Genomic DNA, 14,740 nt, shown 5'->3' with positions numbered 1-14,740 from the left:
ACTGACGGGTAACTTAGCTGTGGTGTGTATTACTGTCGAGGCATGAGCACACCCAACAGCACCCCGGAAACGGCGTCGCGGTCCCTGGCCGGACGCACCATCCTGATGTCCGGCGGCAGCCGCGGCATCGGACTTGCCATTGCCCTGCGTGCCGCAGCGGACGGCGCCAACATTGCAATGCTCGCCAAAACGGCGCAGCCGCACCCCAAGCTGGAAGGCACGGTCTACACCGCCGCCGAACAGTTGGAGGCTGCCGGCGGCAAGGCCCTGCCGATCATCGGCGACGTGCGCCGCGACGAAGACGTTGCCCGCGCGGTCCAAGCCACCGTGGAACATTTCGGCGGGATCGACATTGTCCTGAACAACGCCTCGGCCATTGATCTGTCCGGCACCGACGCCGTGACGATGAAGAGCTATGACCTGATGGCGGACATTAATACCCGCGGCACCTTTATGCTGTCCAAGTTCTCCCTGGACGCCCTGCGCCGGTCCGATAACGCCCACATCCTGACGCTCTCCCCGCCCCTGAACATGGACCCCAAGTGGGCCGGCAACTACCTCGCCTACACCCTGGCCAAGTACGGAATGTCGCTCACTACGCTCGGCCTGGCGGAGGAACTGAAGAACGACGGCGTGGCGGTGAACTCGCTGTGGCCGGTCACCGGCATCGACACCGCGGCAATCCGCAACATGCCCGGCGGCGACAAGCTGGCGGCGGCGTCGCGCAGCGCCGACATCATGGCCGATGCTGCACATGCCATCCTGACCCGGCCCAGCAGCCAGTCGACCGGCAACTTCTACACCGATGAAGCCGTCCTCCGGGAGGAAGGCATCACCGATTTCAGCCGGTACGCGCCGGGCGTGCCCGCAGAGTCGCTGATGCCGGACTTCTTCCTCTAGCCGGGCCTGCACGGAACCGGGTGCCCGTCAATGTCAGGGCGCCCGCGTAAGATCGGATGCATGCAACTGCACTACTCCAGCATGGAAAGACCGGCCCTGGATCCGGACCGCCTGCGGGCGGCCCTGGTGGCCCCCGCCGGCCCGTATGCGGACCTGGAAGTAGTACAGGAAACAGGTTCCACCAACACGGACCTGGCCGACGCCGCCCGCCTGCGCCCCTGGGAGGTTCCGGACCTTACGGTGCTGACCGCCGAACTGCAGAACGCCGGCCGGGGCCGGATGGACCGCAGCTGGGTGGCACCGGAACGGTCCTCGCTGTTTGTCAGCGTCCTGATGCGGCCGGTGAACCGGGACGGGCGCCCGCTGCCCACGGACTCCTACGGCTGGCTGTCGCTGCTGGCTGCGCTGGCGATGGCAGAGAGCATAGCCGCCCGCACCGGCGTGGAAGCCCGGCTGAAATGGCCGAATGACGTGATGGTGGACGGACGCAAGCTCGCCGGGGTGCTGGCGCAGCTGGTTCCCTCCAGCGACGGCGCACCGCCGGCCGTAGTGGTGGGTGCCGGCCTGAACGTGAGCCTCACCGATGAGGACCTGCCGGTTCCCACGGCCACCAGCCTGCTGATGGAGTATGCCTCCACCACGGACCGCAACATCCTGCTCCAGGACTACCTGCTGGCCCTGGCGGACGGCTACCGCTTGTTCTGCTCCGTAGACGGAGACGCCGACGCCGTGCCCGCAGGCGGGCAGGACTCGCTGCGGGGCCGGGTTACCGCACGGTTGACCACCCTGGGCCGGGACGTGCGTGCCGAGCTGCCCGGGGGCGGAGCCCTCCTGGGCCGTGCTGCGGCGCTGGCGCCCACGGGAGCCCTCGTTATTGTCGATGAGCAGGGGCACCCGCACACGGTCAGCGCCGCCGATGTGGTGCACCTGCGCGCCGGGCAGGCCTGAGCATATGAGGACCGGACTGTCCCTTTCGGCAGGCGGTGGGCGGTGCGCCTGAGACTGTATCCCGGCGAACACCTCATAACCGCCGGGCGCCCGCACGCCCGTTCTCTGTGGAAACCGCTGGTACTGGCCGGAGTCACCGGCGCCGCCGCCGGATACGCATACGGCTGGCTCGGCCGGGACAGCCTGCCCGGGCAGCTGGGCGAGTGGAGTCCGTATCTGCAGCCCGCCGTCGCTGCCGTGGCCGTGCTGCTCCTGCTGCGCTACTGCGTCCCGCCCGTGCTGCGCTGGTTGGCCGGCCGCATCATCCTCACCGACCGCCGGCTGATCCAGCGCCAGGGGGTGCTGTTGCGGCGTGAGCATGAGATTGCCCTGGCTGCCATCTACCAGCTGGAAATACGGCAGTCCGTGCCGGACCGGATGCAGGGAAGCGGCACGCTGGTGCTGGACCTCGGACACGGGCGGGTGATGCAGTACCCGGCGGTGCCCGAAGTGCACCGCTTCCGGTCGCTAGTGGTCTCGGCCATAGGCCAGCTGCCGCTGACCGCCATGTTTGATGGTGTAGATATTGATTCAGACGGGGGATACGACTACGAACGGAGGGACAATGACTGACGCAGGCCACGGCGAGGCCGGAGCCGCCAGCCACCCCGAACCCCTGTCAGTGCCTGCCGATTCCGTGCCGGCGGACCCGCTGCAGGCCGCAACGGCGCCCCGCCCGGACTATTCGGCGGCGGACACGGGTACGGAAATTGACCGGGAGGACGTGCGCAGGCTCGAGGCGCAGCTGATCGGCGGTCCACGGACTTTGAGGCGCCGTGAAGCTGCCGCGGAAGCGGGCGTCTCGCTCCTCTCCGCCCGCAAGCTCTGGCGCGCCATGGGTTTCCCGAACCTCGACGACGACGCGGTCTTTTTCACCGAGCAGGACCGGGAGGCGCTCAGCACCGTGATTGAACTGGTGCGCGACGAGCAGCTCACCGAGGAAGCGGCCATTTCCATAATGCGTTCCATCGGCCAGATGACGGACCGCATGGTGGTGTGGCAGGTTGAAGCACTGGTCGAAGAAATGGTGGCTAGGCGCGGAATCACCGACGCCGAGGCCCGCAAGAACCTGGTGGCGGCGCTGCCCGATTTGATTGAACCGTTGGAAAAGACGCTGGTCTACGCCTGGAAGCGGCAGCTTAATGCGGCTATCCAGCGGCTGGCCCTGCGCGCCGAAGCGGGCCTGGCCAGCCACGACGGCAGCGCCTCGGATGATGCCCCGCTGCCGCTGGCACGGGCGGTGGGTTTCGCTGATCTTGTCTCCTACACCAGCCTTTCCCGGCAGATGAACGAGAAGACCCTGGCGCAGATGGTGCAGCGTTTTGAGCACAAGTGTGCCGAGATCATTTCGGTGGGCGGCGGGCGGCTGGTCAAGACCATCGGCGACGAAGTGCTCTTCAATGCCGAGACACCTGAGGCCGGTGCCGAAATCTCACTGGCACTGGCGAAGGCCTTCACCGAAGATGAGCTGCTGCCCTCGGCCCGCGTATCCCTGGTCTGGGGACGCGTCCTGTCCCGGCTGGGAGACATCTACGGCCCCACCGTGAACCTTGCCTCCCGGCTGACGTCCCTGGCCGAGCCCGGCACTGTGCTGACCGATGCCTCCACCGCGGCCGCGCTGAAGGACAACCCGAAGTTTGTCCTCATCCCGCATCAGCCGCGCAACGTGCGCGGGTTTGGTGAAATCCACCCGGTGACTTTGGCCCGCGGCACCGGATCGGGACTGGTCCTGGACTGATTCCGGGTCCCTCCGCGGCCCGCCCCGCGGCCCGTTCCCTTGGGCAGTGACGCAAGTTACCTCCAGATGAGATCTGTGTAACACTATGCGGTGGAACTGTGGTGTCCGCTCCCTGTCTCGGGGGTTGCCGGACCCCTTTCCGCTGCAGGTCAAAACCAGGGGGAAACATCGTGGCAGCGCATGGGGGAAATGCACGTCTGCTCAGCCGCAAGCGGCGCAGGGCAGTGTCGGTTGGCTCGGCCGTTGCGGTCACCGCAGGGCTGGTGACCGGAGCACTGCTGTATCCGGGGTTCGCCAGCGCCGATGTGGACCTGAACGACGGCGGGGTCTGGGTCACCAACCGCACCCAGGGCATGGTGGGCCACCTGAACTACCCTTCCCGGCTGCTCGACGGCGGTTACACCGCGAACAGTGACAACTTCGATGTGCTGCAGAACGCCGGCACCGTCTTCAACCTCAACACGGACCAGTCCAAGGCCAGCCCGGTGGACGTGGCCAACGTGGCTCGCGGGGCCGAAGTGCAGCTTCCCGGTGCCGCCGAGTTTTCCTTCGGCGGGGACACGGTTGCCATTACCGACCCGGCCCAGGGCAGGGTATGGATCACGCCTGCCAGCGACGTCGGATTTTTCAGCGAGGACGACGCGAAACCGGTGCTTGACGGGAAACCCGGCGTGCTGGCTGCCGTCTCTTCAGAGGACCACGTTGTGGTCGCGGCGCCGTCGGACGGGATTCTTTACACGTTCGAGAAGGACGAGGACGGTGAGTTCGGCGAGCCCGAAACCCGGGAAGCCGCCGCCCTGAAGGACTTCAAGGACGCGCAGATTGCTGCAGTCGGGGCCCGTCCCGTGGTGCTGAACACGGAAACCGAAACACTGCTGCTGCCCAACGGTGAAACCGTCAGCATTCCGGAGGGGAAGAACGCGAAGCTGCAGCAGAGCGGACCGGAGAGCGAGTTTGTCGCCGTCGCCACGGAGGATGCCCTGATCCTGCAGCCCCTGGACGGCGGGAAACCGGAAATCACTGAGCTCGACTCCGGCGGCGGCGGCGCAGCGGCTCCGGTACGGCTGGGCGACTGCGTGTACGCGGCATGGGCAGGCTCAGGGACCCATGTGCGGGACTGCGGCAACGACGCCGAGGACACCCGCGAGGACATCCCCGGCCTGAGCCCGTCTTCCGAACTGGTTTTCCGCGTGAACCGCGACGTGGTGGTCCTCAACGACGTCAACGGCGGCGGCGTATGGCTGGTCCTGGAGAACATGCAGTTGGTGGACAACTGGGGGGACGTCATTCCGCCCGAGCAGAGCAATGACGACGATGAAGAGGAGGCTGCCAGCGAGAACCCGGTCAATGCCCTGCCGGACCGGACCACGGACAACCGTGCGCCGGTGGCCTCGGACGATACTGTGGGAGCCCGTGCCGGGCGGACCACCATCCTGCAGGTCCTTGAAAATGACAGCGACCCCGACGGCGACCTCCTGACTGCTTCCGTGGTGGGGGATATGCCCATGGTGGGCGGCGTGGAACCCATTTACAACGGCGCAGCCCTGCAGATCGTGGTCCCGCTTAATACCCCCGCGGGAACAGGAACCTTCACGTACCAGGTCAGTGACGGCCGCGGCGGCACGGACACCGCCAGCGTGAGCGTACGGGTAGTGGGAGCCGGGGAAAATACCCCGCCTGAACCTCGCCGGAACACGAAAATCCTGTTGGAACAGGGAAAATCGGTTAGCCAAAACGTCCTCAACGACTGGAAAGACGCCGACGGGGATGACCTGGTCCTCATCAGCGCGGAGCCCACGGAAGATGGAGACCAGGTCCGCCCTGCCTCCGACGGCCTGCTGGACTTCCGGGACGTCGGGAAAACCCAGGGTGTCAAGGAAGTGGCGATCACGGTTTCCGACGGTACTGACGAAGTCAAGGGGACCGTCACCTACGACGTGCGGCCCTCAGGCGTCCTTCCGCCGGTGGCCAACTTTGACCACGTCACTACCACCGTGGACCAGCCCGTTCAGATGTTCCCGCTGAAGAATGACCTGGATCCGGCAGGAGGCCAGTTGACCCTGGCCAAGGCCGAGGGCGAAAAAGGCGTGGTGGTCACCCCGGACTACCAGACCGGGTCCATTGGGTTCATGCCAACCGAGGCGGGCACCTACTACATCGAATATCTGGTGACCAACGGGCCGCAGAGCGCCAGCGGGCTGATCCGCGTTGATGCCAACCCGTCCGGCCGGGGAGGAGTCCCGGTGGCGGTGCGCGACGTCGCCCTGCTGCCCCGCGGCGAAAGTGTCCTGGTTGACGTCCTGGGCAATGACACGGACCCCACCGGCGGGATCCTGGTGGTGCAGTCTGTCCGCACTCCCGATGACGCGCCGGTGAACGTGGCAGTGCTGGACCGGCATCTCCTGCAGATCCATGACACCCGCAGCCTGCGCCAGCAAATGACCATTGAGTACTCCGTCTCCAACGGCACTGCCGCCAAGACGGGCGAGGTGAACATCATTCCGGTGGAGCAGCCGGCCACTCTCCTGCCCCCGACCGCCGGCCCGGATGAAGCAGTGGTGCGGGTGGGCGACGTCGTCACCATCCCCGTGCTTGATAACGATTCCTCTCCCACCGGCGGTGAGCTGACGCTGAATCCGGTCCTGCCGCAGCCTGTTGACCCGCAGGACGGGCAAATGTTCGTCTCCGACAACAAGCTGCGGTTCGTGGCCGGGCAAAGTGCCAAGACGGTGTATGCCATTTACGAGGTCTCCGACGAGACGGGCCAAAAGAACTCTGCGCAGGTACGCATCAATATCCGGCCCCGCGACGACGAGAAGAACACACCCCCGGTGCCGGTGAACGTGGAGGGGCGCGTTGTTGCCGGAACCACCGTGCGTATCCCCATTCCGCTGGACGGGCTGGATGCGGACGGTGATTCCGTGGTGCTCAACGGAATCGGCAGCGCTCCGACCCGCGGTGCTGCCCTCGCCGGCCCGAATTACATCGACTACACCGCCCTGGCCCAGGCCGCAGGGACCGATTCCTTCACCTACACCGTCCGGGACCGCTTGGGCGTGGAAAACACCGGAACGGTCCAAGTGGGAATTGCACCCGCTGCACAGGCCAACCAGAAGCCTGTGGCAGTGGAGGATACCGTGACGCTCCGTCCCGGGCGGTCCCACGCGGCCTCGGTGCTGCGCAACGACTCCGATCCGGACGGGGACCCCATCTCCCTAAACACCGCAGCGGTCACCGGCAGCGACCCGGCGCTGGAGACGCGCACCGACCTGTCCCGGGTCCTGCTGAAGTCGCCCAAGACACCTGGCGCGTACGGCGTCACCTACGGCGTTAAGGACAACAGGGGAGGGGTGGCAACAGGCAACGTGATGGTGGTTGTCGACGAGGACGCACCCCTGCTGCCGCCCACGTCCCGGGATGACCTGGTGGACGCATCCGAGACCCGGGACAAGAGTTTCGTGGAAGTTCCCGTGCTTGAAAATGATGAGGATCCGGACGGGCTGGCGGACGATATGTCCGTACGGATCATGGGCGACTATCCCTCCGCTTCGGTTTCCGGGGGGAAGGTCCGGGTGGACCTGACCAACGAGGCGCAGATCATTCCCTATACGGCGGAAGACCAGGACGGCGGCACCTCAAGCGCCATCATCTGGGTGCCGGGCCTGAGCACGCAGTACCCCATGCTGCGTGAAGGGGAACCCTTGGAGGTGCAGGCCGGAAGCACCTTGGACCTGAACCTTAAGTCGCTCGTGGTGGTGCGCAACGGCCGCACTCCAAGGATCACCACCGCAGAGCACGTCCGCGCCATTGGCACGAAGGACGGGGGAGCCCGGATCATGGGTGCCTCCTCGCTCCGATACGCCCCGGACCCTGACTATTCCGGTCTGGGATCGGTGACCTTCGAGGTCACCGACGGCGCCGGACCGGAGGATCCCGAGGGGTTGAAGGCGACCCTGACGGTCCTCGTCAACGTGATTCCGCTGCCGGAGCAGAACTACCCGCCCACGATCAGTTCGGGATCACTCGAAACGGCCAAGGGCGAGCCGGAGGTGACCCTGGACCTGGCCGGCCTGGCATCTGATCCGAACCCTGAGGATGCCAGCCGGCTGCGCTTCAAGCTGGCCGCCGACGTGCCGAACGGTTTTGACGGCGAAATCGACGGCAGTGTCCTGAAGATCCGCGCGGCCGATGATGCGGCGGTAGGAACCACCGGGGAACTGTGGGTCTCCGTATCGGACGGCCGCGGCGAACCGGTGCGGGGACGGGTGGACCTCACGGTTATCGCCTCCATGCGTGCACTGCCCGTAGCGGCCGACGACGTCGTCCCGGACGCAGTCCAGGGACGTCCCGTGACGGTGCCGGTACTGGACAATGACTTCAACCCGTTCCAGGACCGCCCGCTTGAGATTGTCGAAGTGCGGTCCGACGCCAACGGCACCGCGGTCCTGCAGGGCTCGAATGTGGTGGTGACACCGGGATCGGACTTCGTGGGCAGCATGAACGTCCAGTACATCGTCCGGGACCGGACGGGTGAGCTGAGCCGCCGGGCCGCCGGCCAGATCCGGCTCACCGTACAAGGCAAGCCGAATGCTCCCTCCACGCCCGTGGTTGAATCAACCCGCAGCCGCACCGTTGTGCTCGCCTGGAATCCGCCCGCTGCCAACGGTTCGCCGATTACCGGTTACACCGTCACGGCAGCCAACGGCTTCAGCCAGGCCTGCCCGGCAACCACGTGCACGCTTACCGGGCTGACCAACAACGTGGAGTACGTTTTCAGGGTCACGGCGTCCAACGCCCACGGCACGTCCGCGCCGTCGCCCACCTCCGCCGTCGCGCGCCCGGACACCCAGCCAGGGCGCCCGGCACCGCCCACCTTGGTTTACGGTGACCGGGAACTGAAGGTTGCCTGGACTGCGCCGCCGAACGACGGCTCGCCCATCACCGGGTACGACCTGCAGATTTCCCCTGCCCCGCCGAACGGAGCGGTACAGAAATCCGCACCAGCAGCGGGCGGCACCCTGGTGTGGTCCGGGTTGGATAACGGCACCAGCTACCGGGTGCGGATCCAGGCCCGGAACTCCGCTCCGGATCCCTCCGAATGGAGTGATTATTCAGCCCCCGAGCATCCCAATGGACTGCCGGGCGCGCCCGGCGCACCGAGCACGTCCTCGGCACCAAGCGTGGGGAAAGAATCCCAGCTGACCGTGGAATGGGGTGCCGCTCCCGGAAACGGGGCCGAAATCCTGGCCTATCAGGTGTACGAATACCAAGGCAGCAACCTCATTCGCACCATTCCGGCCGGCAGGGAAACCCGGGTGACCATCACCGTCCCCAACTCGGAGCAGGACTACTCCTACGCCGTACAGGCACAAAACCGCTCAGGATGGGGCGAGACCGGCCCGCAGTCCGCGCCCCGGCGTGCCCGGGGTATTCCTGACGGGCCGCCCGCTCCCGTCTTGGAGCCGGCGGAGACCGCTGGTGCCGGCCGGGCAGTCAAGGTCACCTTCCAAGAGTTGAATGCATCCCAGCGCAACGGTGCCAAAGCGGACGAAATCGCCTACGTGGCGGTCTTTTCCAACGGAAACCGGCAGCAGGTCCGAAGCGGAGACGTGGTGCGCGGGTTCACCAACGGAGGTACGGTCAGTGCCCAAATCATGGCAGTGGTGACCGTCCCGGGCTCTACATATGACGGTCAGCCAGGACCGCCATCGGGCGACGTCATGCCTTACGGGGCGCCGGGCCTGCCCACGGTGACAGGCACCGACGGGAAACCGCTGAAACTCGGAGGCACGGTCACATGGACCCCACCGGATTCCGGAAGTTTCGACGTCCATCATCTGGAGGCACGAAAGGACGATGAGCCGTTTATCCCGGTCTACTCAGACAACACGGTCCTGGGCAAAGACAAGCTGAACGAGGCGCACTCGTTCGAGGTACGCGCCGTGAACTCCAGGGGTGAGGCCGGCGCGCCGGTCAAAGTAACGGTGAACAGCGGCCGTTATTACGCGGGCACTGCGACTGCCCACACCTGCTGGCGCAACCCGGACGACTCCGTCAGCGGCGATTGCAGCGGTTGGGGAGGCGTGGACGCAGGTTCAGAGGTCCAGGCGGAGTGCACCGGCATGTGGAAGGGCGAGACGTGGTTGCGTGTGCCCGGACGCGGAGGGCGCCCCGCATACGTACTGAACCGGGACGTGGCACCTGCCGAGGGCAACGCTCTCAGCCAGATCGGGAACTGTCCGGCCACCTGGTAGCACCACGACTAACTACGAATCAAGCAACTGGAGATAAGAACAACATGGCAATGACCCAAGAACAGGCAGCATGGTTTGCCGAGACCTTTGAACGCCTCACGGCCAACGTGGGGCAAGCGGTGCTGGGCAAGACCGACGTCGTGCGGCTGGTCCTTACTGCCATGCTGGCCGAGGGGCATGTGCTGCTCGAGGACGCACCGGGTACCGGCAAAACCATGCTGGCCCGGTCCCTGGCAGCGACCGTGCAGGGCTCGAACTCCCGCATCCAGTTCACACCGGACCTGCTGCCTTCGGACGTCACCGGCATCACCATCTACGACCAGAAAACCCAGCTGTTCGAGTTCCACCGCGGGCCGATCTTCGCCAACATCGTGCTGGCCGACGAGATCAACCGTGCCTCGCCCAAGACCCAGTCCGCGCTGCTGGAAGTCATGGAGGAATCGCGGGTCACGGTGGACGGTGAAACCTACACCCAGGATCGGCCGTTCATGGTCATCGCCACCCAGAACCCGATTGAACAGGCCGGCACCTACCGGCTGCCCGAAGCCCAGCTGGACCGTTTCCTGATCAAGACCTCCATTGGCTACCCGGACCACGAGGCCACGCTGGAACTGCTTTCCGGCTCCTCCACCCGGGACCGGTCACTTGCCCTGACCCCGGTCATCACCACAACGGCCGTGCGCGACATGGCGGAGCTGGGCACCACCGTGCATGTGGAACCCGCAGTGCTGGAATACATTTCCCACCTGGTCTCGGCCACCCGTACGGCTACCGAAACCCGGCTCGGCGTCAGCGTCCGCGGCGCCCTCGCCATGGTCCGGGTGGCGAAAATCCGGGCTGCATCCGAAGGGCGGAACTATGTCCTGCCCGACGACGTAAAGGCACTGGCGCCGGCGGTCTGGACGCACCGTCTGGTCATGGATCCCGAAGCGGAATTTGCCGGAGCCAGCCCCGAGGCAGTCCTGCTGTCCGTGCTGGCCGATGTACCCGCACCCCAGCAGCGTGCAGAGGCGCAGGCCTGATCCATGCCCAACATCACCAAGCGCGGCGCCCGCCGGGGCCGGCGCGCCGCAGTCCAGTTGCGCCGTCGTTTCCAGCGCCTGCGCCGGACCATGCAGCGCTCGGCTTATTGGCGGGCCGCAGCGCCAAGGCTTGCCCCGGCAGCCCGCCGCCTCCGCCCGGTCCTGGCCCGGACCGGAAGCCTCGCAGCAACCGCTTCGGCAGGATTGCGCGCAGGCGCCGCCGCCGTCAGCCCGCTCGGCTGGCTGGCTCTGGGGCTCACTGCCATGTTCTGGCTGCTGGGAGCGGTCTTTGACTGGCAGGAGGCCCTGGTTGCCGCCGTCGGTTCCGCCGTCCTGCTGGTACTGGGAACCGCCTTTGTGGTGGGACGGCTGTCCTACAACGTAGAGCTGGACCTGGCCCGCACCCGGGTTGCCGTGGGCGACGCTGCGGTTGGCAGCCTGAGCATCACCAGCACTGCGGCTCGAACCTTGCTGCCGGTGACCTTTGAACTGCCGGTGGGCAGCGCCACGGCCGCCTTCGAACTGCCGCGCATGCGCCCGGGCCAGACCCATGAAGAACTGTTCAGCATCCCCACCCGCCGCCGCGCGGTCATTGTGGTGGGCCCGGTGGAATCCGTCCGCCAGGACCCGCTGCGGCTGATCGGACGCCGCGTCACCTGGGCGGACCCCGTGGACCTGTATGTGCATCCCCGCACGGTGTCCCTCAGCGGATCCACAACGGGGTTCATCCGCGACCTCGAAGGGGAACCGACCACGGACCTGTCCAGCTCCGACGTCGCCTTCCATGCCCTGCGGGCTTACGTCCCCGGTGACGACCGCCGGCATATCCACTGGAAAACAACGGCCAGGACAGGCGCCCTCATGGTGCGCCAGTTCGAGGAGACCCGGCGCTCCCACGTCGCGGTGGCGCTGTCCCTGAACACCGCCGAATACTCCTCCGAAGATGACCTGGAACTGGCTGTGTCCGTTGCCGGTTCACTGGGGCTGCAGGCATTCCGCGAACAGCTGGCACTATCGGTGCTTTCCCAGGACGGGCCGATCCGGTGCACAGCGCCGGGAACCATGCTCGACGGTCTGACCGAAGCGGAGGGGCAGGAACGGACCCCGGGGATTGTTGATTTGGCCAGGACGACGGCGGACGCAGTTCCCAACGCTTCCGTGGTTTTCCTGGTGACCGGCACCGAACCCAACGGTGCGGCACTGCGGTCCGCGTCCACCAAGGTTCCACCGGGCATCCGCTGCATTGCGCTGCGGTGCGGCGCCGGCCTGGAACCGGCCCTGGCTGCCATTGGCGACCTGGCCGTGCTGGACGTAGGGAACCTCGACGGCCTTCCGGCCGTACTGCGGAAGGCCGTGGCATGAGTGCCGGGCTAACCGGCCCCAGGCCGAACGCCCTGATGCCGCGGCTGGCGGACTGGGCGCTGCTCACCGCCATGCTGTCCCTCGGGGTACTCGGCTTCGGCCCAACCTTCGGATGGGATCCCCGGTTCCTGGTTGCCGGTTTGGGCGGCATCCTGCTCGGGCTTGGACTCGCGGAAACTTCTGCCCGGCTCCGCTGGGGCTTCTGGGCAACCACCGGCGCTGCCGCCGCAGCGTACGTACTGCTGGGGAGTGCCTTTGCGGCTCCCCGGGAAGCACTGGCCGGAATTCTCCCTTCCTTCGCCTCCGTCCGGGTGATCGTGCTGGGCGTGGTGTTCGCCTGGAAGGACCTGCTGACCATTGCTCCGCCGGTTGGCTCAGCCGCCGGGATGCTGGTGGTTCCCTTCCTGCTGGCGTTTGCCTGCGCCCTGGTCTCCGGGCTGCTGGCCTGGCGTGCCAAGCGTCAGTACTGGGTGCTGCTTCCTGTGGTGCTGCTGTTCACGGCTGCGATTGCCCTGGGGACGGATCAGGCCCCGCTGCCGGGAATCCGCGGCGCGCTGCTGATCGGCCTGCTGATGCCCTGGCTGGCCTACCGGCGAGAGATGCGCCGCGGGACCGTGGAGACCGTTACCCTGCAGAGCCCGGCGCGGACCGGTGCGGCAGCTCCCATGGACGCCTCCCGGCGCAGCCTGCGCGACGGGCCGGAGCAGGTGTCGGGAGCAGCAAGGGCTGCCCGGGCCCGGCGCCTGGGCTTCGGTGCCGCGGTGCTTGCGGTGGCCCTGGGTGCTTCCGTAGGCGTGGCCCCGCTGCTGGACCAGGGGACCGAGCGGAAGGTGCTCCGCGACGTCGTCGAGCCTCCCGTTGACCTCTTTGACTATCCCAGCCCGCTCACGGACTTCCGGCGGTACGTCAAGGATGAACCGGATACCACCCTCTTTACCGTGGAAGGCCTGCCCGAAGGCCAGCGGATCCGCCTGGCCGCCCTGGACGCCTACGACGGCGTGGTGTACAGCGTTGATCCGGGCACGGACGGAAACTTCACCCGGGTCGGTGACGCCCGATCCGACCTGGTCCAGGCCGGCGGCGAGGGCACGGAAGCGCACCTCAAGATTACGGTGGGCGAGTACCGCGGGGTCTGGGTGCCGGCCGCGGGCCTGGCAACCGGTTTCAAAGTGAACGGGGAGCGGGCGGCGGAGTTGGCCTCCGGCCTGTACTACAGCGAAACCTCCGGCACGGCGTTGACGGTGGCCCAGCTGCAGCCCGGGGATTCCTACGAAGCCAACGTGCTGCTGCCGGACGAGCCCGACGACGCGCAGCTGGCGCAGTACCGCTTCTCCGGCACGCAGCTTCCCCGGGTCTTCAACGACCCGCCCATACTGGGGTCCAAAGCCGCCGACTATGTGGGCGACGAAGCCCGCCCGGTCCAGCGGGTGCGCCGGCTCCAGCAGATCCTGGCGTCGGAGGGTTACTTCAGCAACGGCAAGGAAGGGGAAACACCGTCCCTGCCCGGGCACGGAGCTGCCCGTCTGCAGACCCTGATGGACGCGGACCAGATGGTCGGTGACGACGAGCAGTACGCCGTCACCATGGCCCTGATGGCACGCAAGCTGGGCATTCCGGCGCGTGTGGTGATGGGCTTTTATCCGGACTGGGAGGAGGTGGACGATCCGTCCGCACCCCTGGAGATTACCGGCGATGACGTGCACGCATGGGTGGAAGTGGAGTTTGAGCACGTGGGCTGGGTGCCGTTCTTCCCGACCCCCGACGAGGACAACGAGCCCGTCCCCCCGCAGCAGCAGCCCAAGTCCACGCCCAAGCCCCAGGTCCTGCAGCCGCCGCCTCCGCCGCAGGAACCTGCCGAGCTGCCGCCGGACACCAACGCGGACGCGCAGGAACCCGAGGAGCAGCAGGAGGACTTCTGGGCCACCTTCCGCTACTGGCTGCGTTTGGTTGGGCTGGCTTCGCTGCCGCTCGTCATCCTTTTCGGTCCGCTGCTGCTGATCCTGCTGGTCAAGCTCCGACGGCGCCGGAAGCGGCGCCGTACCGGCCCGCCTTCGCGGCGGGTCGGAGGCGGCTGGAACGAGGTGGTGAGCATGGCAACGGACCTCGGTGCCAAGCCGCCCAGCCGTGCCACCCGGCGCGAACACGCCGCCCTGCTGCAGGACTCGTTCCCGGCGGCAGCCGACTCCACGGTGCTGTTGGCACGCCGTGCCGACGCCGGCATTTTCGGCCCCGGAGAGCCTTCCGAGGAAGAGGTCGAGGAGTACTGGAAGCAGGTGGAGGAACAGCTGGGTGCCATGACCGGTTCGGTAGGGTTCTGGCGGCGGCAGCGGGCAAGATATTCCCCGCGGTCCCTGCTGCTGGATGCCCGGATGCGGACCCGCCGCTTGAGCCCGGGCCGATGGGCGCTGCCGTCGGTTAGGGTATGGAGGAGAACTAGTAAGCCAGATCACTTTAGTGATACTTCCGGATAGGGCGTG

The 14,740-nt window shown here is 66.8% G+C and carries 8 protein-coding genes; all 8 read left to right on the top strand.

The features are described from left to right. The first annotated feature begins 42 nt into the window (after positions 1 to 42). Positions 43 to 900 carry an SDR family oxidoreductase gene (locus LOC57_RS15095; RefSeq protein ID WP_229960731.1) on the top strand — a complete coding sequence of 286 codons (858 nt, stop codon included), beginning with the start codon at positions 43 to 45 and terminating at the stop codon, positions 898 to 900. 60 nt (positions 901 to 960) lie between these two features. Beyond that, positions 961 to 1,848: a biotin--[acetyl-CoA-carboxylase] ligase gene (locus LOC57_RS15090; protein WP_229960729.1), complete on the top strand. Its 888-nt coding sequence runs from the start codon at positions 961 to 963 to the stop codon at positions 1,846 to 1,848. 42 nt (positions 1,849 to 1,890) lie between these two features. Further along, the gene (locus LOC57_RS15085) at positions 1,891 to 2,460 is read left to right on the top strand and encodes a PH domain-containing protein (RefSeq protein WP_227914190.1); all 570 of its coding nucleotides are present in this window, start codon (positions 1,891 to 1,893) and stop codon (positions 2,458 to 2,460) included. Next, the gene (locus LOC57_RS15080; protein ID WP_227914191.1) at positions 2,453 to 3,625 is read left to right on the top strand and encodes an adenylate/guanylate cyclase domain-containing protein; all 1,173 of its coding nucleotides are present in this window, start codon (positions 2,453 to 2,455) and stop codon (positions 3,623 to 3,625) included. Before LOC57_RS15085 ends, LOC57_RS15080 begins: the two co-directional genes overlap by 8 nt. 170 nt (positions 3,626 to 3,795) lie before the next feature. Further along, positions 3,796 to 9,879: an Ig-like domain-containing protein gene (locus tag LOC57_RS15075; RefSeq protein WP_229960727.1), complete on the top strand. Its 6,084-nt coding sequence runs from the start codon at positions 3,796 to 3,798 to the stop codon at positions 9,877 to 9,879. A gap of 44 nt (positions 9,880 to 9,923) precedes the next feature. Further along, entirely contained in the window at positions 9,924 to 10,901 is a 978-nt protein-coding gene (locus LOC57_RS15070) for an AAA family ATPase (protein ID WP_227914193.1), read from the top strand. Positions 10,902 to 10,904: 3 nt separating this feature from the next. After that, entirely contained in the window at positions 10,905 to 12,263 is a 1,359-nt protein-coding gene (locus tag LOC57_RS15065) for a DUF58 domain-containing protein (RefSeq protein ID WP_229960725.1), read from the top strand. After that, positions 12,260 to 14,734 carry a transglutaminase family protein gene (locus LOC57_RS15060; protein ID WP_229960723.1) on the top strand — a complete coding sequence of 825 codons (2,475 nt, stop codon included), beginning with the start codon at positions 12,260 to 12,262 and terminating at the stop codon, positions 14,732 to 14,734. The genes LOC57_RS15065 and LOC57_RS15060 overlap by 4 nt, the downstream gene beginning before the upstream one ends. Positions 14,735 to 14,740: the final 6 nt, after the last annotated feature.

It is taken from the genome of Arthrobacter sp. zg-Y750 (assembly GCF_020907365.1).
In the GTDB taxonomy this organism is placed as follows: Bacteria; Actinomycetota; Actinomycetes; order Actinomycetales; family Micrococcaceae; genus Arthrobacter_B.
The sequence above is the reverse complement of the archived record's forward strand: the minus strand, read 5'-3'. Positions and strand labels throughout refer to the sequence as shown.

What these genes read in the sequence shown, in the direction of transcription:
- LOC57_RS15095 (WP_229960731.1), top strand. Translation starts at nt 43, where the DNA reads ATGAGCACACCCAACAGCACCCCGGAAACGGCGTCGCGGTCCCTGGCC.
- LOC57_RS15065 (WP_229960725.1), top strand. Translation starts at nt 10,905, where the DNA reads ATGCCCAACATCACCAAGCGCGGCGCCCGCCGGGGCCGGCGCGCCGCA.
- LOC57_RS15080 (WP_227914191.1), top strand. Translation starts at nt 2,453, where the DNA reads ATGACTGACGCAGGCCACGGCGAGGCCGGAGCCGCCAGCCACCCCGAA.
- LOC57_RS15060 (WP_229960723.1), top strand. Translation starts at nt 12,260, where the DNA reads ATGAGTGCCGGGCTAACCGGCCCCAGGCCGAACGCCCTGATGCCGCGG.
- LOC57_RS15070 (WP_227914193.1), top strand. Translation starts at nt 9,924, where the DNA reads ATGGCAATGACCCAAGAACAGGCAGCATGGTTTGCCGAGACCTTTGAA.
- LOC57_RS15090 (WP_229960729.1), top strand. Translation starts at nt 961, where the DNA reads ATGCAACTGCACTACTCCAGCATGGAAAGACCGGCCCTGGATCCGGAC.